At 32.7% G+C, this 23,463-nt stretch carries 15 protein-coding genes; 10 read left to right on the forward strand and 5 right to left on the reverse strand.

Going from position 1 to position 23,463, the window contains the following annotated elements:
* Positions 1 to 1,508: T9SS type A sorting domain-containing protein (locus C8N27_RS16020; protein WP_167444770.1), on the forward strand; the 1,508-nt coding region annotated here is incomplete at its 5' end.
* Between the two features lie 135 nt (positions 1,509 to 1,643).
* Here C8N27_RS16020 and C8N27_RS14830 read toward each other — a convergent pair.
* Complete coding sequence (locus C8N27_RS14830) at positions 1,644 to 2,471, reverse strand: universal stress protein (protein ID WP_099214728.1); 828 nt, start codon at positions 2,469 to 2,471, stop codon at positions 1,644 to 1,646.
* Between the two features lie 158 nt (positions 2,472 to 2,629).
* Here C8N27_RS14830 and rimP point away from each other — a divergent pair, with 158 nt between their 5' ends.
* The 5 genes from rimP to C8N27_RS14855 all read left to right on the forward strand — a co-directional run bounded on the left by rimP (position 2,630) and on the right by C8N27_RS14855 (position 9,199).
* Positions 2,630 to 3,091, forward strand: a complete 462-nt coding sequence (gene rimP / locus C8N27_RS14835) for a ribosome assembly cofactor RimP (RefSeq protein ID WP_121148495.1) — start codon at positions 2,630 to 2,632, stop codon at positions 3,089 to 3,091.
* 12 nt (positions 3,092 to 3,103) lie between these two features.
* A complete protein-coding gene (gene nusA / locus C8N27_RS14840) occupies positions 3,104 to 4,360 on the forward strand; it encodes a transcription termination factor NusA (RefSeq protein WP_099214726.1) in 1,257 nt (418 codons plus the stop codon).
* 128 nt (positions 4,361 to 4,488) lie between these two features.
* The gene (gene infB / locus C8N27_RS14845; RefSeq protein ID WP_121148497.1) at positions 4,489 to 7,353 is read left to right on the forward strand and encodes a translation initiation factor IF-2; all 2,865 of its coding nucleotides are present in this window, start codon (positions 4,489 to 4,491) and stop codon (positions 7,351 to 7,353) included.
* Positions 7,354 to 7,714: 361 nt separating this feature from the next.
* A complete protein-coding gene (locus tag C8N27_RS14850) occupies positions 7,715 to 8,686 on the forward strand; it encodes a zinc metalloprotease (protein WP_121148499.1) in 972 nt (323 codons plus the stop codon).
* An 87-nt stretch (positions 8,687 to 8,773) separates the two neighbouring features.
* Positions 8,774 to 9,199, forward strand: a complete 426-nt coding sequence (locus C8N27_RS14855; protein ID WP_099214723.1) for a hypothetical protein — start codon at positions 8,774 to 8,776, stop codon at positions 9,197 to 9,199.
* Positions 9,200 to 9,245: 46 nt separating this feature from the next.
* Here C8N27_RS14855 and C8N27_RS14860 read toward each other — a convergent pair whose 3' ends face one another.
* The 4 genes from C8N27_RS14860 to C8N27_RS14875 form a co-directional block, all read right to left on the reverse strand.
* Positions 9,246 to 10,622, reverse strand: a complete 1,377-nt coding sequence (locus C8N27_RS14860) for a thrombospondin type 3 repeat-containing protein (protein ID WP_121148501.1) — start codon at positions 10,620 to 10,622, stop codon at positions 9,246 to 9,248.
* 143 nt (positions 10,623 to 10,765) lie between these two features.
* Positions 10,766 to 11,965: a beta-helix domain-containing protein gene (locus C8N27_RS14865; protein ID WP_121148503.1), complete on the reverse strand. Its 1,200-nt coding sequence runs from the start codon at positions 11,963 to 11,965 to the stop codon at positions 10,766 to 10,768.
* Positions 11,966 to 12,008: 43 nt separating this feature from the next.
* Positions 12,009 to 14,825 carry a TonB-dependent receptor gene (locus C8N27_RS14870; RefSeq protein ID WP_121148505.1) on the reverse strand — a complete coding sequence of 939 codons (2,817 nt, stop codon included), beginning with the start codon at positions 14,823 to 14,825 and terminating at the stop codon, positions 12,009 to 12,011.
* A gap of 134 nt (positions 14,826 to 14,959) precedes the next feature.
* Entirely contained in the window at positions 14,960 to 17,290 is a 2,331-nt protein-coding gene (locus C8N27_RS14875) for a TonB-dependent receptor (RefSeq protein ID WP_121148507.1), read from the reverse strand.
* Positions 17,291 to 17,422: 132 nt separating this feature from the next.
* On the opposite strand from C8N27_RS14875, the gene C8N27_RS14880 reads away from it, so the two are divergent.
* From C8N27_RS14880 to kbl, 4 genes are all read left to right on the forward strand, one after another.
* Positions 17,423 to 18,082: a metal-dependent transcriptional regulator gene (locus C8N27_RS14880; protein ID WP_099214718.1), complete on the forward strand. Its 660-nt coding sequence runs from the start codon at positions 17,423 to 17,425 to the stop codon at positions 18,080 to 18,082.
* A 19-nt stretch (positions 18,083 to 18,101) separates the two neighbouring features.
* On the forward strand, positions 18,102 to 18,938 hold the full coding sequence (locus C8N27_RS14885; RefSeq protein ID WP_121148510.1) for a ZIP family metal transporter: 837 nt from the start codon (positions 18,102 to 18,104) through the stop codon (positions 18,936 to 18,938).
* Positions 18,939 to 19,013: 75 nt separating this feature from the next.
* On the forward strand, positions 19,014 to 22,139 hold the full coding sequence (locus tag C8N27_RS14890) for a UvrD-helicase domain-containing protein (RefSeq protein WP_121148512.1): 3,126 nt from the start codon (positions 19,014 to 19,016) through the stop codon (positions 22,137 to 22,139).
* Between the two features lie 47 nt (positions 22,140 to 22,186).
* Positions 22,187 to 23,380 carry a glycine C-acetyltransferase gene (gene kbl, locus C8N27_RS14895; protein ID WP_099214715.1) on the forward strand — a complete coding sequence of 398 codons (1,194 nt, stop codon included), beginning with the start codon at positions 22,187 to 22,189 and terminating at the stop codon, positions 23,378 to 23,380.
* Positions 23,381 to 23,463: the final 83 nt, after the last annotated feature.

Genomic DNA, 23,463 nt, shown 5'->3' on the forward strand with positions numbered 1-23,463 from the left:
ACCAAGCATGGCCAGAAGTGGTAAGCACTACTTGGACAGACAACTGTGGAATCGGAGGTGAGAAATCAGGAAGCCTAAACGGAGTAGCCGGAGAAGTAATGGCAGGCGAAGATGGTTGTACACAATACAGAGACTACACGTTCAATGCAACGGATGACTGTGGAAACCCAGCATCAGAAGTGGTAATCCGTGTAACCAGAATGTACGATAAAACTGCCCCAGTCATTGCAGACCAAGACGACATCATGCTAGAAGAATGTAACCAAGCATGGCCAGAAGTGGTAAGCACTACTTGGACAGACAACTGTGGAATCGGAGGTGAGAAATCAGGAAGCCTAAACGGAGTAGCCGGAGAAGTAATGGCAGGCGAAGATGGTTGTACACAATACAGAGACTATACGTTCAATGCAACGGATGACTGTGGAAACCCAGCATCAGAAGTGGTAATCCGCGTAACCAGAATGTACGATGAGACTAATCCTGTAATAGTTGATTTACCTGAAAGTCTTGAGTTATGTGATGAAGGATTACCAGAAATGTTGAATGCTAGATGGACAGACAATTGTTCGGCTGGAGGAGATCTGACAGCGTATCCTACAAATATAAGAGAAGAAAGTTGTATTCAGTATGCAGATTATGTTTTCACGGCTACAGATGATTGTGGTAATAGTGTTACTGAAACTGTTACAATGTCAAATAAAACAGATTTATTTGAAAACTGTGAAACAGCTTTTGCAAGAGGTAATAATAACACTTGTTTCTTGAGTGATGGGTTTAATCGTTGGGGTTGGACAAATTATTTTGAAACAGAAGGAGTTTATACTTTACCATTATATTCTGGAGCAGCACAATGTGATGTTTCCAAAGGAGTACAATCAGGTGAGGTAACCATTACATATAATGGAGGGTATGTTTCAGTGGAATATAACCTGTTTGAAGGGTATGTAATGAGTGTAGCACATGTGTATATAGGGTGTGAAAAGTACCCTATAAAGGGTAATAAAGAGACTGTAGCTCCTGGACAGTACAACTTCAATACTAAAAAATTAGATTATGCATCTAATTATACAGTAGGACCTATTGAAGCAAGTGGACCAATATATGTAATAGCTCATGCAGAAGTTTGTGAAGAAGTTTGTAGATGTAATGAGTCGATAGATAATAATGGAACTTTTACTCCTAGTGGTTCTGTAGTACCATGTGAAGAACCTGCTCAGGAACAAGTTCAAGAACCATTAAACTTTAGTGCTTATCCTGTTCCATTTGAAAATGAGTTGACAGTGGAGTATAATTATAAGTTTGATACCAATGTAACTATCGAGATTTACACTATGAATGGTATTTTAATTAAAAGAGTTGAAAATAACTCTTATATCAAAGGAACTAAAGAGCAAGTGATAATTGATATGTCAAATGTTCAAAATCAAGCTTTAATTGTAAGAGTGATTACAAGTAGAGGTGTTGTTAATAAGAAAATAATAGCAATGCGATCTAAGAAGAGAAAGTAACCTGAATTATGAATAGGGATCGTTTAGAGGAGTTTGATAAAAAGCTTCTCTAAACAAACCCTTAAAACTGAAACTAACCAAACAAAAGAAACGCTAAGATATTTATCTTAGCGTTTCTCCTTTATTAAAGTTTGTCTAAACTTTAAAAGTAAGCATTGGTTTTATTGATTTTTTAGATAAGTGTTTGGTGATACTTCCATTAAAAATATGAGATAAACCACTTCTTCGATGAGTAGCTAAAGCAATAATATCTGCATTTATTTTATTTGAAAAGTTTAAAATTCCTTTTTCGATTGAAGAATCATTATAAACGTTAATAGTGTAGTTTTTTAAATCATATTTTGCGATAAATTTTTTAATTCGTTTGTTGGTTTCTTGAGTGTTTTCAAATTTTTGAGGAGTGTTTACTTTCAATAAGTTAATTTTACTGTCAAAATTTTGAGCAAAGTCTAAAAACCGTTCAAAAGCTTTAGTTTTATCAGGTTTAAAGCTTGAAGCAAAAACAAGATTTTTAGGAATGAAATGATCCCCATTTTTTTTAGTAACAATAACAGGAATTTCAGAATTTCTTACAACTTTCTCAGTGTTAGAACCTATAAGAATCTCTTCTAAGTTTGTGTGACCTTTGGCTCCCATAATAATAAGATCTGTTCCAATTTTTTTAGAATAATCTTGAATTCCATCAAAAGGACTCTGAAATCTGATAGCATGTTTGACATTGTCGTTTTTTGGAAAAAACTGTTTTTTGTAATCAAGCATTCTGTCACGAACTTTTCTAATATACAACATGCTTTCAGGAATACTAAAGTTAGTTCCTGAGCCCATGTCTACAAATCCAGTAGGAAGCTCAACCATATGAAGTAGATGAACTTCGCTATTAGCTTTTTTAGCTATCGTCGAGGCTAGCTTCGAAGCATATTCCGAAGGTTTTGAAAAATCGATTGGTACTAGTATTTTTTTCATAATAAGAAGATTTAAAGAGAGATAGTCTTTTAAATATACGAAAAAACAATTAACAAATAAAAGATATTTGTGTGTTAATGAATAACTTACTATATTTGCAGCAAATTTATTAATCAGATAGATGAAGGGGACGAGAGTCCCCTCTTTTTATACCTAAGATGAATCAAGAACGAGTTAAAGAATTATTACAAGAAGCCTTAGAGGAAAACGAATCATTATATTTAATAGATTTACAGTTTTTGGCAGACAATAAAATAAAGGTAATAGTAGATGGTGATTCAGGTGTACCTCTAAGTGAATGTATTCGTATTAGTAGAAATATAGAACACAATTTAGACAGAGAAGAAGAAGATTTCTCGTTAGAAGTCACTACACCAGATATAGCTCAACCATTAACAGTTAAGCGTCAGTATAAAAAGAACATAAACAGAATTCTAAAAGTTAAAACAGCAACTGAAGAATTTGAAGGAACATTAACCGAGGTAACAGAAAATGCTATTACCTTGTTTTGGAAAGCAAGAGAGCCTAAGCCAATAGGTAAAGGGAAGCATACGGTAGAGAAAACAAAAACACTAGCGTATCAAGATATTAAAGAAGCAAAAGTGAAGATCATATTTTAATTAGAGAATGAAATGGAAAATATTGCGTTAATTGAATCATTTTCGGAGTTTAAAGATAATAAAAGCATAGACAGAGTAACATTAATGTCTATCTTAGAAGAAGTGTTTCGTGCAGCCTTAAAACGTAGGTTTGGGTCTGACGAAAACTTTGATATCATTATCAACCCAGATAAAGGAGATTTAGAGATTTGGAGAAATAGAGTGGTGGTAGCAGACGGAATGTCTGAAGACGATAATGAGGAAATTGAACTTTCAGAAGCAAGAAAAATTGAACCAGATTTTGAAATTGGTGAAGATGTTTCTGAAGAAGTAAAGCTAGTAGATTTAGGAAGACGTGCTATTTTAGCATTGCGTCAAAACTTAATATCTAAAATTCACGAACACGATAGTACAAACGTTTTCAAGCAATTTAAAGATTTAGAAGGAGAAATTTATAGTGCAGAAGTGCATCATATTCGTCATAATGCTGTAATTTTGTTGGATGACGAAGGAAATGAGATTGTTTTACCGAAGAGTGAACAAATTCGTTCTGACTTCTTTAGAAAAGGAGATGCAGTTAGAGGAGTGATAAAATCAGTAGAGTTAAGAGGTAACAAACCAGCTATTATTTTATCAAGAACTTCGCCAGCGTTCTTAGTGAAATTATTTGAACAAGAAATTCCTGAAGTTTTCGACGGTTTAATTACTATTGAAGGTGTTGCAAGAATTCCTGGAGACAAAGCAAAAATAGCAGTAGATTCTTATGATGATAGAATTGATCCTGTTGGAGCTTGTGTTGGTGTAAAAGGTTCTCGTATTCACGGTATCGTTCGTGAGTTAGGTAATGAGAATATTGATGTAATCAATTACACTAAAAACGAGCAGTTGTTCGTAGCAAGAGCATTAAGTCCTGCTAAAGTAACTTCAGTAGATATTCAGATGTACGACGAAGAGAAGAATGGTAAAAAAGGACGTGTAAATGTTTTATTAAAGCCAGAAGAAGTATCAAAAGCAATTGGTAGAGCTGGTGTTAATATTCGTTTAGCAAGTGAATTAACAGGTTACGAAATAGACGTTCAAAGAGAAGGAATAGAAGAAGAAGATGTTGAATTAACAGAATTCTCAGATGAAATCGAAGCTTGGGTAATTGAAGAATTCAAGAAGATTGGTTTAGATACAGCAAAGAGCGTTTTAGAAAAAGACGTATCAATGTTAGTACAGAGAACCGATTTAGAAGAAGAAACAATTTTAGATGTTCAACGAATTTTAAGAGAAGAATTCGAAGACTAATATATAGTAAGGAAGCTAGTTTCCTTTGTGGGTAATCCATGTAAAATCTGGCAAAAAGTAGAAAAAAAGCATAACTATGCGTGTTGCGTGTAAAGTGTGTTTTTTCAATAAAAAGTATAAAACAATATATGGCTGAAGGCAAAAAATTAAGACTAAATAAAGTTTTAAGAGAACTAAACATTTCTTTAGATAGAGCTGTAGAACACCTAGCTAAAAATGGCTATGAGATAGAAGCTCGCCCTACTACCAAAATATCAGACAAAGAGTATCAAATTTTATTTGATGGTTTTCAAACTGATAAATCTAAAAAGGTGGCCTCTAAAGAAGTTAGCGAAGAAAAGAAAAAAGAGAAAGAGGCAATACGTCAGCAATTAGAGCAAGAGCAAGAAAAAAAGCGATTAGAAGAAGAAGCTAAAAAACAAGAAGTTTTAAAAGCCAAAGCAGATAAGTTAGAACTTAAAACTGTAGGTAAAATAGATGTTGAAACCGGTAAAGCTGTTGAAGAAAAAACAGAAGCAGCTAAACCAGTTGAGCCTACAAAAAAAGAGGAGAAGGTAGAGGAACCTAAGAAAGAAGAGCCTGTTAAACCAGTTCAAGAAACTAAAAAAGTTGAAGAACCAGTAAAAGTAAAGACAGAAGAGAAAAAGCCAGAGCCTCCAAAAACAGAAAAGCCGAAAGAAATAACAACAGTTAATACTCCTAAGAAGGAAGTGAAAAAAGAACAGCCTAAAGAAGTAAAAAAGACTGTTGAAAAAAAGGTTAAAGAGGTGAAGCAATCAGAAAAAGAAACTGAGGTTACTCCAGAAAATGCTGAGAAAATAAAAACTCAGTATAAGAAATTAGATGGTCCTAGTTTTACAGGTCAAAAAATTGATTTAAAACAATTTGAAAGACCTAAAAAGAAAAAGCCAGAAGCTAAGACAGACGGAGATAAGAAGAAACGTAAGAGAATTAGCAAACCAGGAGCGCCAGGTTCAGGAGCAAAACCTCAAGGAAATAATAGAGGAGGTCAAAACCGAGGAGGCCAAAGAGGTGGAAACCGAGGAGGTCAAAGAGGTAGAAGACCAGCTACAGCTCCAAAAGAAGAATTAACAGAAGCACAAATCCAAAAACAAGTTAGAGAAACCTTAGAAAAACTTCAAGGTAAATCTAAAAAAGGTAAGGGTGCAAAATATCGTAGAGATAAAAGAGATGCTCACCGTCAGCAAAGTGAAGCTGAATTACAAGCAGCACAAGCTGAAAGTAAGGTATTAAAAGTAACAGAATTTGTTACAGTAAGTGAAGTAGCTACGATGATGGATGTTCCTGTTACTCAAATTATTTCTAGTTGTATGATGCTAGGAATGATGGTAACAATGAACCAACGTTTAGATGCTGAAACATTACAAATTGTTGCCGAAGAGTTTAACTACACTGTAGAGTTTGTTGGGGCTGAAGTAGAGGAATCTATTGAAGAAACTGAAGATAAACCAGAAGATTTAGTTACTCGTGCTCCAATTATTACAGTAATGGGTCACGTAGATCACGGTAAAACATCGTTATTAGATTACATCCGTAATGCGAATGTAATAGAAGGAGAATCAGGAGGTATTACCCAGCACATTGGAGCTTATGCTGTAAATGTTGGAGATCAAAAAATAGCCTTCTTAGATACACCAGGTCACGAAGCCTTTACAGCGATGCGTGCTCGTGGAGCTCAAGTAACAGATTTAGTAATTATCGTAGTAGCTGCTGATGATGATGTAATGCCACAAACTAAAGAGGCAATTTCTCACGCACAAGCAGCAGGAGTTCCAATTATTTTCGCAATAAACAAGATAGATAAGCCTAACGCTAATCCAGATAATATTAAAACACAACTTTCTTCTATGAACTTATTAGTAGAAGATTGGGGAGGTAACATTCAATCACAAGAAATTTCTGCTAAAACAGGACAGGGGGTTGATGAACTACTAGAAAAAGTATTATTAGAAGCTGAAGTATTAGAGTTAAAAGCAAACCCTAATAAGAATGCAAATGGAGCTGTTGTTGAAGCTTTATTAGATAAAGGTAGAGGATATGTATCTACAATATTAGTACAAGCAGGTACATTAAAAATTGGAGATTACATCTTAGCAGGAAAACATAGTGGAAAAGTAAGAGCTATGTTTGATGATAAAGGAAGAAAAGTATTAGAAGCAGGACCTTCTACACCGGTGTCAATTTTAGGTTTAGATGGAGCGCCACAAGCAGGTGATAAGTTCAATGTATTTGAAGATGAGCGTGAAGCGAAGCAAATAGCAGCTAAACGTTCTCAATTACAACGTGAACAATCAGTTAGAACACAAAAAACACTAACACTTGCAGAAATTGGTCGTCGTATTGCGTTAGGAGACTTCAAAGAATTAAACATTATCTTAAAAGGAGATGTTGATGGTTCAGTAGAAGCTTTAACAGATTCATTCCAAAAATTATCTACAGAAGAAATTCAAGTAAATATAATTCATAAAGGAGTTGGAGCGATTACAGAGTCTGATGTGTTATTAGCTACTGCCTCAGATGCAATTATCGTTGGATTTAATGTACGTCCGCAAGGAAACGCTCGTTCAGTTGCAGATAGAGAGGAAGTTGATATCAGAACATATTCAATTATCTATGATGCTATCAATGACTTGAAAGATGCAATGGAAGGTATGTTATCTCCAGAAATGAAAGAAGAAGTTCTTGGTAATGTAGAAATTAGAGAAGTTTATAAAATTTCTAAGATTGGTAACATTGCAGGATGTATGGTAATCTCAGGAAAAATTACAAGAGACTCTAAAGTTCGCGTTATTAGAGATGGAATTGTAGTTCACGATGGTGTATTAACTTCATTAAAACGTTTTAAAGACGATGTTAAAGAGGTAACTAAAGGATATGATTGTGGTCTTCAAATTAAAGGATATAATGATATTAAAGAAGGTGATACATTAGAAGCTTATACTGAAGTTGCAGTTAAGAAAAAGCTTAAGTAATTATTTATTTAATATACAATATAAAAGGTGCCTAATTAGGCACCTTTTTTTGTGCTTGATGACTAAAAATGACTTTTTTTACTCTCTTCATTACTAAGTGTTTTAAAAAAGACATCTTTATCCATTATTACTCACAAGTGATATTTAAAGGGAGTAAGATGTTGTAAATGAGGAAGAAAAAAAAATTTTGATTGTGTGTTGAAAATTATATATTGCGTATCGTTAAAAAAAACCTTCAAATTATTATTTATATAATAAAATATTAACAGTTTATCTTTTTTAAAGGTATTTTGTTTGTAATTTTTAACAAAACAAACAACACTTTTAGTGTTTATAATATTAATTATTAAACATTCACAACATGAAAAGAATTTTTCTTACCATGGCAATTGCTGCTGGAATTTTAGTAGGTTGTCAAACAAATGAACAAAATCCAAATTTAGAGCCAGAAGCTGAAGTATCAACTTTACAAAAGGCAGAAAAACAATGTTTTGCTAATGATGTTTTAGAAGCAAATATGGCTAACGACCCTAGCTTAAAAAGCAAAATGGAGAACATCGAAAATTTTACTGCATCTTACTTACAAAAAGTTAAATCTGGAGATGTTCAAGCTAGGTTAGTAAATGGAAAAATACAAATACCAGTAGTTTATCATGTAATTTATCGTCAAGCAAGTGAGAACTTATCATTATCGGTATTGCAAGACCAAATTGATGCATTGAACGAAGACTTTAATATGCAGAATCCTAACAGAGGAGCAATGCCTGCTGAGTTTGCAGGAGTTGAAGCAAATGTAAATATCGATTTTGTTATTGAGGATGTAATTAGAGTTCAAAATACAAAAAAGAGAAGCTGGAGACCAGATGATTCAATGAAATTTACTTCTTCAGGAGGTAGTGATGTTGTTAATCCACAAGAATTTTTAAATATCTGGATTGTAAACGTTATGCCATATAGAGGAGGGCAAATTTTAGGGTACGCACAGTTTCCAGGAGGTAGTTGGTCTACAGACGGTGTAGTTTTAGCACATAGTTTTGTTGGTCGCAACCAAAGAACTGCAACGCATGAAGTTGGTCACTATTTAAACTTACGTCACATTTGGGGTGATGGTGGATGTGGTGCTAGCGATTTTGTTGCTGATACTCCAGACGCTGACGGAAATAGTAGAGGATGCCCTACTTACCCAGTAATTGAGTGTGGTAGTGCTAACATGACGATGAACTTTATGGATTATTCTGACGATAGCTGTATGTATATGTTTACAGAAGGTCAAAAAGCTAGAATGGATGCAGTATTTGCTCCAGGAGGGTTTAGAGCTACTATGGCAGACTAGTCTGTTTTAATACGAAATTCATATATTAAGACGTTCTTTATTTAAAAGAGCGTCTTTTTATTATCATAAACTAAAAAGTAAGAATAGATGAAATACTTAAAAATAATAGTACCTGTAGTGTTTTTATTAATGATGAATTGTGCAGCACAGAATAAAACAAAAGAGTTTGATAAAATAGCTTATGAAGCTCAAACAAGGGGAAGTTTGGTGCAGTTAACTATTGAAGGAAATAAGTTATCATACAAAACGTATCAAAAGGAAGGAACTAAAGAAGTAACTAAAGAACAGTTAGAAGAGCTAAAAAGGATAGTTAATGAGTTGAATTTAGATAAAATAAGCGATTTAAAGGCGCCAAGTGAAAAAAGAATAACAGATGGGGCTTTGCATGCTGAATTCACTATTAAAATAGCTGATAAGGAATATAAATCAAGCACATTCGATGCTGGTAATCCGCCAAAAGAATTAAAAAAACTAGAAGATTTATTATACAGTCTTTCTGATTTAAAAGAATAATAAAAAACCGAGCAAATCGCTCGGTTTTTTGTTAAAAGAAAGAATATTAATTCTTTTTGTAAATTTTACTTTTTTTACCGTCTTTATCAATAAAATAGAAACCTTCAGGTAGGCTTTTAATAACATCAGTTTCTTCTGTTTTATTGTTGATAGTAGTTTCTTTAACCTTATTTCCGTTTACATCATAAATAGTTAACTGGGTAGGGGTTTTAGAAGAAGAGGAGTTAACACTAGCATAGACTTGGTTGTTGTCTTCATTAGATTCAGAGGTGTTGTTATCATAGTCAGCTATAGCATGTAAATAATAAAAATTGGTGAGATTATTTCCTAAATAAGTATCTGTTATATATGTTTCTGAACACATTTCTCTTGTTTGGTTAGGAGAGATAGTTAAAGATGAATTAGGATATGGAAGGTTTGATACAATACTAGCTTTACTTAAGTCGGAATTATTTGTTAAAATTAAAGCTGTATTGTTGATTGTGCCAGTTACAGAACCTGTGTTTTTAATATTCACACAGAATTTATGGTCTTGATTTTCTCTAAGAGTTAATGAACTATCATCGTCGGTATTTGTGGTTAAACCACCTGCATCAATAGATATGCTTACAATTACAAAATCAGGATTACCAATAGGACATCCATTGTTAGAAGAAGGACCTGCTTCGTTAGGGCAGTTGTCTTGCCAGTTTTGTACCCCATCACCATCAAAATCTCTAGTATCTTTAGGGACTGTATAGGTAAGTACTTCTGAATTACCAGCATATTCAAATTTCAAATAAAATTTTCTTTCAGGGTCAGTGTCATAATCAATAAAGCTAGTTCCCCATGGTTCTCTTTTGGTTAAAACGGGGAAGAATTCTTCATCCATTTCCCATACAGTTTTTGTTATCAGATTACTTTGATTGATACTGTTGTAGTATATAGAGATAGTAATATCATTATTACCATTATTATTTTTACCTCTATAATCACCTTGAATTTCATATTCGTATTCAAAAGTAGTATTTCTTGAGAAATTTTTATAGTGTGCTTGATTTACTTTAAAACTTTTTATTTGTTTTGGTAAAGGAGTGCTTCTACACGATACTTGAGCTATTGAATGAGGAAGGCTTAATCTGTAATCTTCATCTGAATGCTCACCAACTCTTGAAGATGTTAAATAATAGTAGTTGAAGCCCTGACCAAAATCTAAAAAGTAGAACTTGTTAGGTTCTAAAGGTATTGAGTTTTGAATGTTCACATATAACCTACCAATTAAATCTTGAAAATCAAATGTCTCTTCACAAGGAATGTTTTCAACCATTTCTTTATTGAAATCTCCTAAAGCTTTAGAGCTTGAATAGAAAACGTGAGAATTATAAGATTGAGAAAAAACTTGTAGTGACAATAAGTATGCTAAAAGGAATAATTTTTTTTTCATAGTTTTTATATTTTATAAATTAATCACTATAAAAATCAAGATTTTTCTTTGTTTATGAGTTAACTACAGATTACTAAAAAGTAAATAAACTATAAAACAAAAAACCGAGCAAATTGCTCGGTTTTTGTTAGGAAATATAAGTTTTATTGTCTAGTCCATCCTGCTCCCCAAGTAGCATAATCTGTACCAGTTGCAGCATCATTTTCAGTAACGAAATCAGCATCAGTAAAAGCAACACCTGTATCATTTTTTACTTTTACAGTAACATCTTCAAACTTTACATCAGTAGCTTTTAAGTCACCAGAAGTAACACCATTACCAGTTGGGTTATCAGTAGCATCACCATCTAAATCAAATCCTTCAGCAAAACCGATTAATAAAACATTGTTGAAAATACCTTGAGTACCAGCTCTTAAACGGATAGCTTCATTTGCAGTTCCAGAACCTAACCCTTCAATAGTTAAGTTAGTTACTGTTGGCTTAGAGAAAAACTTAGGGCTAGATAAGTTTCCTATATCAGTATTATAACCATCAGCTTCAATTCCTTTATCATGGTCAGTACCATGCTTTACATAGGCATCTGTAATAGTACCAGAGTATCCTTCAGTCCAGTCAATAGAATCGTCTTCAGCATTAACAATAGATACATTATTTACGTTTACAGTTCCTCCAAAGAATTCTACACCATCATCCTTTCCTTCAAACATTTGGATGTACTCTACAGTTGTACCATTACCAACTCCGTAGAAAGAAAACCCGTTGTTTTCAGATTGACCATCTGCTTTACCTCCAGAGTACTCAACTCTTACATAACGTAAAGTTCCAGAGTTGTCATCAGCTGCATCACCACCGTAAGGTAAACTTGCGATTTCAGAAGTTGAAGTAGCAGTACCACCAGCTACAGAGTTAATAGGAGCTTTACCTAATAAGATTAATCCTCCCCAGTCACCTGCATTAGGAGTCGTAGCGCTAGAAGTAAAGATAATTGGTTGGCTAGAAGTTCCTTCTGCTATAATTTTTGCTCCTTGAGAAATAGCTAAATAAACATCTGCACCAGTAGCTGCAGCTTTAATAACTGTTCCAGCAGGAATTGTTAAAGTAGTACCATCTTCAAATATAGTTGGTCCTGTTATTGTGTATGATTTAGAAGCATCTAATGTTAAATCAGTAGTATAGTTTCCTTTCAATTCAACAACATTGTCATTGTCTGAATCACCTCCACTATTATTTGTGTTATTTGTAACACTATTGTCATTAATAATAATATCTGCTGTATCATCATCCCCACATGAAGCAAATAACGTAGCTGCTAAAGCTAATCCTAATAAAAAATTATTTTTCATTGTTTTAAAGTTTAATTGTATTCTTTTATTGAGTTTATTTTTGTTAAAATTTGTATTTAAGTCCTAAGCTTATATTTGTTCCTCTTTTGTATTCAGATAGAGTTACATCTCCAATTGAAGTATTTTCTCTAACTCTTTTTATAGATGGATCTAGTAAGTTTTTAGCCTTTAAGTCAACTTCCCAGTTTTCACCGAATTTGTTTTTCCAAACAAAATCCACAGTTGGTACCCCTTTTTCAATAATATTTCCTAATTCCCCAGCACCTAAAGCATGAATTCTATCTGAGAAGTAAGAAAACACTAATGATGTAATAGGTTTGTAGTTTTTAAATTGAGTTGGAGTGTAGTTTAAGTTAGCATTAACTAGGAAAGGAGAGGCTCCTTGTAATTCATCACTATCTCTGTTAAATGTTGTAGCGTATCCTGATACTCCTTTGATTTCTTTTTTTAAGTCCTGATCAGTATGCATATAAGTAAAGTTAACACCTGCAGACATTACCGTATCATCATCTTCGTCTTTAACTAAGTTTTTACGCATTTCAATTTCAATACCCGCTACTGTTGCTTTATCTCCTGTTCTGAAATAACGCTGGTTACCTGCAGCACTATTTGCAATTACTAAATTTACTGGGTCATTGATTTGTTTACCGAAAGCTCCGATGGATAATAATTCATCTCTTGAAATAAACCATTCGTATTTTAAATCTAAGTTGAAGATTTTAGAGAAAGAAGGATTGTCTAATAAATCTGGGTTACCTCCAATTCTTTGCCCGATTCCTTCATAAATAAATGGAGCAACTTCTTTAAATTCTGGTACAGATACAGTTTGGCTAAAGTTAAAACGTAAGTTTTGATCTTCATTTACAGCATACTTTACGTTTAAACTAGGTAAGAAAAATGTTTCTGATGCATTTCTAAAACCAGGATCATTAGGGTTAATATTAATTACATCATAAGTAACTTCTTGATTGAATGATTCCACTCTAATACCAGGAACGAATACCCACTTTTCACCAGCTTTAATTTCTCCTGAAACATATCCTGCGTGTATTTTTAATACACCATTGTACGTGTTTTCGTATAAGCCTGGTAAACTAGCAATGTTGCTATTTTCAAAACCTGGTAACTTTCTGAAAACATCTAGTTTAAATATTTTTCCTGTTTGGTTTTTAAATATTTGAGCATTGTTGATGTTAAAAATACTGTTGAAATTATTTACATCAGAAACTTCAAATTTTGAATCTAGGATATCATAACCATATCTGATGTTGTTAAAATCTCTTTTTTTGATTCTTCCATTATAACCAAAATTAAAAGTTAAGTTGTCAGTGGCTTGGTAAGCTAAGTTGATTCGACTGTTTAACTCTTCATCAATAATTTTTTGGAAGTAACGTTGGTTGTCAAATGAGTTGTTTGTGTAAAATACAGCATTTGTATTTGGGTCGTTATCTAAAGTGTTATGGAAGTTTTCTAAGCTAATTCTCTTTCTGTCTGGTTCATGGGCAAATACATTGTTGTAGCCAATACCCCAGCTTACTTTAAGTTTGTTATCTTCAAATTTATGTTCTCCAGTTAATTGGTTAACAAATACTAGATCTTGATTGTACTGAACATTCATTTGATAAAAACCTTCATCAGTATTATTTAGGGCATCTCTGTTTTTACCTAACCCTTTAAAACCATAGTAACCTACTTCGTCACCTGAGTTATTTAAAAATAAAGATGTAAACTTAATTTTATTGTTGTCATCAATTCTATATAGAGCACTTAACATTGCCGTTGTTGAAGTAGAATACTCGTATTCTTTAGCGTTAGGGTATTCTTTTTTAAATACATTAGAAAAGTCTACGATAGGCCCTTCTCTGTATTCAAAATCTCTACTGAATGAGGCTGTTCCAAAAAGACTTAATCTGCTACCGTTTTTAAAATCGAATGACTTACCAGCGTTTAAACCAATAGAGTTGTTAATTGGGCTTCCTGCATTTACAGGGTCAACTCCGTGAGAAAGAACTACTGCAAAAGGATTGTGCTTGAAACGATTGTAATAACCGAAATTACCAGTTCCTTCACTTTTTCTGAAGTCTTCTCCCATAGCTCTAGAATTAACACCAGAACCTATATTTACTTCTACAAAACCATTTCCTCTATATTCTTTAGATGAGATGTCAATATTACCAGCAGCAAAATCTCCGTAAAAGTTTGATGAGTATGCTTTGCTTATTGATACGTTTTGAATAATGTCAGATGGAAATAAGTTTAGGTCTATGTTTTTCTTGGCAATATCATTAGAAGGTAATGAAAGACCGTTCATTGTTGTGTTTAAATACCTATCTCCTAAACCACGTACATATACATTACTAGAACCTTCTTGTTTAGAAACACCAGATATTTTTGAAACAGCACCTGCAGCATCAGAGATACCTTTTGAAGAAAGCTCTTCTGCTCCTATACTTTCTTTGATAACTGTTGCCTTCTTTTGTTCTAATAATAAAGCGCTTGCTTTATCCTTACTGGTAGAAGCTTTAATTTCAACTTCATCTAACGCAACCCCTTCATTTGCGCCTAACTCTTGATTAACTGTTGTTGTTTCGTTTGCTTTTACTAATATTGATTTTTCAACTGTTTGATAACCAACAAAACTAAAAACAATAGTTTGATTTCCTGTAGGCACACTAAGCGTGTACTTACCGTCCATATCGGTTGTCCCCCCGATTGAAGTTCCTTTAATAAAGACATTAGCAAAAGGTAATGCCTCACCATTCATCTCTTTATCTGTTACAGTACCTGTTACAGTACCTTTACTTTGCGAAAAAGCAAAGTTGCAAAGGCTTAAAAGAGTAATAATAATTATTTTTTTCATTCTAACTAACTTGTGTTCTTAAATACCCTGCAAAAGTGATGTGGTATTGTAAACCTAATGTTAGTTAGAAATTACTATTGTATTATTAGAATGTATCTTAAATGTTAACGAGAACGCATTATGTTATCTTAATATTAATTACTAGATATTTTTATGCCAAAAACAAAGGTTCTTGGTGTAGCAGGACCATAAATGAAATTACTATCACGCTCTTTACCTATATCAAATTTTGATTGATATTCATCAAAAATATTTTTAATTCCGGCAGTAAATTCTAAGTCAGTTTTCAGTTTTTCTATATTAAGCGTATAGCTGCTGTTAATGCCTAAATTAAAAAAAGAAGGAGAGTTAAAGTACTCGTCTGCGGTTAGGTTTTGAGGAGAAGCTAAGTGTAGTACTTCCATACTGCCTGTATACACCAAATTTAAAGCTGTCTTAAATTTTTGGTTTGGTGTATAGGTTGCTGTAGCATATCCATAGGTGTTAGGAGTGCGTAAAAACTCTTTTTTTAAAGGAAGTTCGTCAGAATTGTTAACGGCTGAATTGTACTTACTAGACTGATAGGTGAAACCTGCATCTAATTGTAAAATTCCATCATAGTTTAAGCGTGTTTCTAAAGTAATTCCTTTAACTACTGCACCATCACCATTTCTTTTTTCAAAAACTTCACCAAATTCATCTTCTCCAATAGATTCTAAATAAAAAGCATTTTTTAAGTTAGTATAAAAACTTTCAAAAGTGAATCCGTAAATATAATGTTCAGTAGGTTTATCGTAATTAAAGGATAAAGTATAACTATTAGAACGTTCTCTTTTTAAGTCGTCAGATAATAGTACCCGTGAAACTCCACCTCCAGCAAAAGCAATATGTAAATCAGTGTCAAAAGCTTGTGGAGCTCTAAATCCGGTTCCCCATGTTCCTCTAACTTGAGTGTTTTCAAAGGGTTTGAATAACAAAGATACTCTTGGGCTGGCAACATTATTTACAATAGTCTTTTTAGTTCCGTCTTGCTTTAAAGCATTTAATTTATGATTGTCGTAACGAATACCTGTTAGTAAATTTAATTGTTTATTTACTTCCCAATCACTTTGAAAAAAGAACCCAAAGTTCTGAGTTAATTGATCCACTTTATATTCGTATGCTTCAATAATATCAAAAACATCATCTTGTACAAATTCACCACCTAAAGTTAGCACGTTGTTTCCTCCTAAAAACTTCTCTAATTGATGATTGAATTGTAAGCCTCCTTGAAAAGTAGTTGTTACTGAGTTACCGTAAGGAGGTTTAGCCAGGTGCTTAGTATCTTCATCAGTACCAACGTCTGGTCGAATTCCAGTATAGTGTTCTCTATCGGTATATTGTGTAGCAAAATAAGTAATGATTGAACTTTTATCATCATTAAAATTGATTTGGTAATCAACGTTTCCTACATATACATCGTGTACACGTTCTTCCGATTGCATTGCAAAATGAGGAGCTTTATCAACCATTTCTCCACCATAACGGTACTCATTCATTTTACTAAAATTCACTTCTATTTTTTGATTATCTGTCGGAAGGAAAAATAAGTTAGTTCCAAATGAATTATTCTTTAATTCAGGTAATTCGGAAAAGTTATCACCGTTAGCATCGTACAATTCTCTTTTTCTATTATTAATAAAAAATGAAGCACCAGCATTCCTGTCTTCATTTACTATGGTAGCATTTCCAGCAATTATGTGATCTGAGGCTCCTTTAATGTTTTGATAGGTGTAACCTATGCTGTAATTATTTTTTTTCGGAATTTTCGTAATAACATTTACTGTACCACCAATAGCGCTCGAGCCATATAAGGCAGACCCACCACCACGAACAACTTCTATTCGTTCAATCATATTAGTAGGAACTTGTTCTAAACCATATAATCCAGTTAGTGGACTGAAGATAGGACGACCGTTAATTAAAATTTGAGAATATCCACCAGCTAAACCATTCATACGAAGTTGCGTATAGTTACAAGTCTGACAGTCGGTTTCTACACGTAAACCAGTTTGAAACTTTAAACCTTCTGATAAATTACATGCTTGTACATCTGCCAGAGTTTGACTGTTGATTACATTAACTATAACTGGGCTATTAGTTCTGCGTTTATCGGTACGAGTCCCGGTAACAGTAACTTGATCTAAAATTTCTGCAGTTTCAGTTAATGTGAAATTGACTATTTTTTCTTGAGAAGAGTGTAGGATAACAGTTTTTCTTTCTGATATAAAACCAATCATTGAAGCAACTAAAATGAATTTATTTTTCGTTGTTTCTAATATATAGTTCCCAGACTCATCTGTGGTGGTCCCAATATCTGTTCCTTTTATAAATACATTAACAAAGGGAATTGTTTCTCCTGAAGAAGAAGTAACTTTTCCCTTAATTACTTGTCCATTTACAATACTTGATAATAATATAATAGCTAAGGCAATATGATTTCTCATGTTGAAAATAGTTTCCTGCTGAACAGTTTTTGAATTAAAAATTTATGCAAATATAAATTAATTTTTAGCCAAGACTAAAAATATGTTTAATTAAATCAAAAACTATATATTTGTATATCTAAAAAAATCATAATGTTTAGTCAATCTGAAGAAAACTACATAAAAACAATGTATCATTTAGCAGCTGATTATAAAAAAGGTATCAGTACAAATGCAATAGCAAAAAAATTAGATACTAAAGCTTCTTCAGTTACTGATATGGTTAAAAAGCTATCAGAAAAAAACGTAGTGAGTTATAAAAAGTACCAAGGAGTAACATTAACTGATTTTGGAAAAAAAATAGCAGCAAATATTGTTCGTAAGCATAGATTATGGGAAGTTTTTTTAGTAGATAAATTAAACTTTTCTTGGGATGAAGTGCATGAAGTAGCGGAACAATTAGAGCATATAAAATCTCCAAAATTAATTAATGAGCTGGATGCTTTTTTAGATTATCCAAAAAGAGATCCACATGGAGATCCTATTCCAGATAAAGAAGGAAACCTGCAAATAATAGAAAAAAGCTTGTTGTCTACTTTAAAGAAAAATGAAATAGGAGTTTGTGTTGGTGTTGATGATAGCTCTTCAGAATTTCTACGTTTTTTAGATAAACAAGAAATCGCCTTAGGAAAACAAATAAAAGTAGTGGAAAAAGAACCTTTTGATGGTTCTTTAGTTATAGAGATGGATGGTAAAACACTTTCCGTATCTAACAAAATAGCAAGTAACTTATATATTCAAAAATCACGTTAAAGAAACAATATTTTTATAAATGAATTTATTTAATCAATTAGTTAGCTTTGGGAAAGAACACCCTATTCAAGCAGCGTTATATGCTTCATTATTTACTTGGGGGTTGACTGCTTTAGGAGCAGCATTAGTTTTCTTTTTTAAAAGAATGAACCGAGCCGTTTTAGACGGGATGCTTGGTTTTACAGGAGGAGTGATGGTTGCTGCAAGTTTTTGGAGTTTATTAGCACCAGCAATTGATAACAGTCCAGGAGAAGGGTTTGTAAAAGTACTACCTTCAGCAGTAGGTTTTGCCCTGGGAGCATTGGCTTTATTTGGAATGGATAAATTGTTGCCTCACTTGCATATAAACTTTAAAGAGCATGAAGTGGAAGGTGTGAAAACAGATTGGCATAAAACCACTTTGCTAGTTTTGGCAATAACCTTACATAACATTCCAGAAGGATTGGCTGTAGGTGTTTTGTTTGGGGCTGCTTCAACATTGGTAGGAGTTGAGCAAACAGAAATGATTATTGCTGCCATTTCATTAGCTATTGGTATAGGAATTCAAAATTTTCCAGAAGGATTTGCAGTAGCTATGCCTTTGAGAAGACAAGGAATAAGTCGTTTTAAAAGTTTTTGGTTCGGGCAATTGTCAGCTATTGTAGAGCCAGTAGCAGCAGTTTTAGGAGCGGTAGCAGTATCGTTTTTTACACCTATTTTACCATATGCTTTGGCGTTTGCGGCAGGAGCAATGATTTTTGTAGTAGTTGAAGAAGTAATTCCAGAAACACAACGAGATAAATATACCGACATTGCAACTCTAGGTTTCATAGGTGGATTTATAGTAATGATGTCTTTAGACGTTGGTTTAGGGTAGAGATTAAATAAGAATAAACTTAAAAAGCTAAACAAATCCTGTTTAGCTTTTTGTATTTTGCATAAAATTTAATTAGTGCAGCAACCATCAATTTTTCAAGTATACAATGCCTCGGCAGGTAGTGGTAAAACTTTTACGTTAGTAAAAGAATACCTGAAGGTATTACTACAATCCGAAGATATTTTTCGTTTTCAAAAAATATTAGCAATTACGTTTACCAACAAAGCAGCAGGAGAAATGAAAGAACGTGTGTTGGATAACCTGCAAGATTTTGCTGATGGAGAAAGCAATGACTTACTAGAAATTATTTTAGAAGAAACTTCACTTGATAGAACCATAGTAAAAAGTCGAAGCAAAAAAATATTAGATGAAATTCTTCGAAACTATTCTGCTTTTTCAATCACTACAATTGATAGTTTTACTCATAAAATAATTAAAAGTTTTGCCTACGATTTAGGATTGCCTTTAAATTTTGAAGTGGAAATGGATGCTGTTTCTTTGTTGAATGAAGCGGTAGATGTGCTAATTTCAAAAATAGGAAGTGATGAAATATTGACTAAATTATTGATAGACTTTTCTCTAGATAAGGCAGATGATGATAAATCTTGGGATATTTCTCGTGAATTAAATGAGTTTTCCAAAATTTTGTTGAATGAAGATGATACTAAGCACTTTAAAAAACTAGCTAATAAACAACTTACTGATTTTACCGATTTAAAAACCAAGCTTTCAAAACATCAAACACATATAAAAAGCAGATGGAAAGAGGTTGGAGAAGAAGCATTGAGAGTGATTGAATCTGTACAGTTAGATCATAAAGATTTTTATCGATCGATGTTACCAAATCATTTTGTAGCACTAGCCAATAATCCTGAAAAAGCAAAGTTTTTTGATCAAAGTAAATTAAGAGAGCGAATTGAGGAGAGTAATTTTTATTCCAAATCAAAGCCAGAAGATGTAAAATCTGCTATTGAAGGAGTTTTATCAGAACTACTGAAGTTATATACAGAATCGGAACAATTATATCAACAGTTTTCAATGAATAAGCTAGCATTGAAAAGTATTATTCCGTTAGCAGTTTTAAACAATATCAATCAGGAATTAACCCATTTAAAAGAAGAAAATAATTTAAGATTGAATGCTGAATTTAATCAGCTAATTTCGGAAAACATCAAAGACCAACCGACACCTTTTATTTATGAGCGAATTGGGCAGCGGTTTATGCATTATTTTATTGATGAAATGCAAGACACATCAACCTTGCAATGGCAAAATTTAATTCCGCTAATAGACAATGCGTTAGCACAAGAAAATAGTAATTTGTTATTGGTAGGTGATGGAAAACAAGCAATTTATCGTTGGCGTGGAGGGAAATCAGAACAATTTATAGGGTTAGGTTCAGAAAAAGACAATCCATTTCAAATTTCTAAAGAAGTAAAGACTTTAGAAACTAATTTTAGAAGTTATGCTCAGGTGATTAACTTTAATAATCAGTTTTTTCAACATACTGCAAATTTCTTACAGAATGACTCTTATAAACAATTGTTTGTTGAAGGGAATAAACAGTTAACAACAGCTAAAAAGGGAGGTTTTGTCTCGCTTTCTTTTTTAGAAAAAGAAGAAGATAAAGAGCAAGAGAAAAATAAATATCCGAAGAAGATTCTAGAACTTGTTAAAAATTTAGAGGCTGAATTTTCGTTGGATGAAATTTGTATACTAGTTCGAAAAAAGAAAGATGGAATTGCAGTAGCGAATTATTTATCTGAAAATGGAATTGATATAGTTTCTTCGGAAACATTACTATTAGAAAATAGTTCAAAAGTTAACTTTATAGTAAATGCGCTACAGGTAATTCAGCATCCAAATGATAAAGAAACTTGTTTAGAAATGCTTTACTTTTTGCATGAGCATTTAAAGGTCTTAGAAGATAAACATTCGTTTATAGCTAAGTTAATACATCAGCCTAATGAAGCTGTTTTTCAAGAATTAAAAAATTATGAAACATCCTTTGAATTGTCAATGTTTCATCAGTTACCTTTTTATGAAAAAATAGAGGAAATTATTAGAGGTTTTCAATTAGTCACTTCTTCAGATGCTTATGTACAATTTTTTTTAGATGTAGTTCTGGAACAACAACGAAAAGGAACAAGTATTCAAGAATTTTTAGATTACTGGTCAGAGAAAAAAGATAAACTAAGTATTGTAGCTCCAGAAAGTGGAAATGCGGTACAAGTAATGACAATTCATAAATCAAAAGGGTTAGAATTCCCAGTAGTTATTTTTCCGTATGATTTAGATGTGTATCGACAAATAAATCCTAAAGTTTGGTTAAATGAATTGCCAGAGAATTACGACGGATTTAAAGAATTACTCGTTCCCTTTAATAAAGATTTGAATTATGTGAATGATAGAGGTTCTGAGATTTACCAGCAACAAAGAGAAGAGTTAGAGCTAGATAATTTCAATTTATTATATGTGGCACTCACAAGAGCTGTGGAGCAATTATTTATTGTAACAGAAAAGAAAATTTCATCCAAAGGGGAAGAAAATACGAATTTTTACTCAGGAGTATTTATTAACTATCTAAAAAAGGTAGGTGAATGGAATGATGAGGTTTTAGAATATTCCTTTGGGAATAAAGAAAGGGTAAGTGTTTTAAAGGAGAAAACATCAGGAGTTCAAATACAAGAAGGTTTTATATCCACACCGTGGAAAGAACATAATATTCACATGTTAGCAAGTGCATCAAAATTGTGGGATACTGAGCAAGGTAAAGCTATTGAATTTGGTAATTTGATTCATGAAATGATGGCAGAAATTATTACAAAAGACAATATTGAAAAGGTTGTTTATCGTTATGAACAACAAGGAATTTTGCCTCAAGAAAAATCATCTGAAGTAATAAAAAGCATACAGCAAATAGTAAATCATCCCGAGCTAAAAGAATATTTTTCTGAAGAAGTTGTAGTGTTTAACGAGAGAGAAATTGTAGATGTTGATGGACAAATAGTAATCCCAGACAGGTTGATTTTTAATCAAGATAACGAAGTGATAATTATTGATTATAAAACAGGAAAACCGTCTAAAGTATATCATCAGCAATTATTGCGATATGGGAGAGTATTACAAACGATGAATTTTAAGTTGTTAAAAAAACTACTTATATATATTGACGAAGAAATTTTGGTTGAAGAAGTATAACAACTAACTTTGAACTTTTTATAGCAAACAACTTTCAAACATAAATTATGTACGGGAAAATAAAAGAACAATTACAACAAGAAATTCAGGATATAAAAGATGCTGGATTATATAAATCAGAACGTATAATTACTTCATCACAAGATGCAGTGATTAAAATATCTACAGGAGAAGAAGTAGTTAATTTTTGTGCTAACAACTATTTAGGATTGTCAAATCATCCAGAAGTAATTCAAGCTGCAAAAGATACCATGGATACACATGGTTTTGGAATGTCGTCTGTACGTTTTATCTGTGGAACACAAGATATTCATAAGCAATTAGAGCAAAAGATTGCAGATTTTTATACCACAGAAGATACCATTTTATATGCCGCAGCTTTTGATGCAAACGGAGGAGTTTTTGAGCCTTTGTTAACTAAAGAAGATGCTATTATTTCAGATAGTTTAAATCATGCATCTATCATTGATGGAGTTCGTTTATGTAAAGCAGCACGTTATCGTTATAATAACAACGACATGGCTTCTTTAGAGGAACAGCTAATTGAAGCGAACAAACAAGGACATCGTTTTAAAATTATTGTAACTGATGGTGTTTTTTCTATGGACGGAATTGTAGCAAAGCTCGATGAAATTTGTGATTTAGCAGATAAATATGACGCTATGGTGATGGTGGATGAATGTCATGCAGCTGGGTTTATTGGAAAAACAGGACGTGGAACTGTAGAATTGAAAAATGTAATGGATCGTGTAGATATTGTTACAGGAACCTTAGGTAAAGCGCTTGGAGGAGCCATGGGAGGATATACTACAGGTAAAAAAGAAATTATTGAAATTTTACGTCAACGTTCACGTCCGTATTTATTTTCAAACTCATTAGCGCCAGCAATTGTAGGAGCTTCATTAAAAGTATTTGATTTATTATCTAATGATACTACATTACGTGATAAATTAGAATGGAATACAAACTATTTCCGTGAAGAAATGGAAAAAGCAGGTTTTGATTTAGTAGGAGCTGATGCTGCAATTGTGCCAGTGATGTTGTATGATGCAAAATTGTCGCAAACTATGGCAAATAAGTTATTAGAAGAAGGGATTTATGTAATAGGTTTCTTTTATCCTGTAGTTCCAAAAGAGCAAGCAAGGATTCGAGTTCAATTATCAGCAGCTCATGAAAAAGAACATTTAGATAAGGCTATAAACGCATTTATCAAGGTTGGAAAAGAGTTGAAAGTGATATAAAATAGTCGGTCAAAAACTTGCATTTATTGTAAGTTTTTGTAGATTTGTTTTTGTAAATAAGTTTGAACAACTTACATTTGCGT

Origin of the sequence: Tenacibaculum discolor (genome assembly GCF_003664185.1) — a bacterium.
Classification (GTDB): Bacteria; Bacteroidota; Bacteroidia; order Flavobacteriales; family Flavobacteriaceae; genus Polaribacter; species Polaribacter discolor.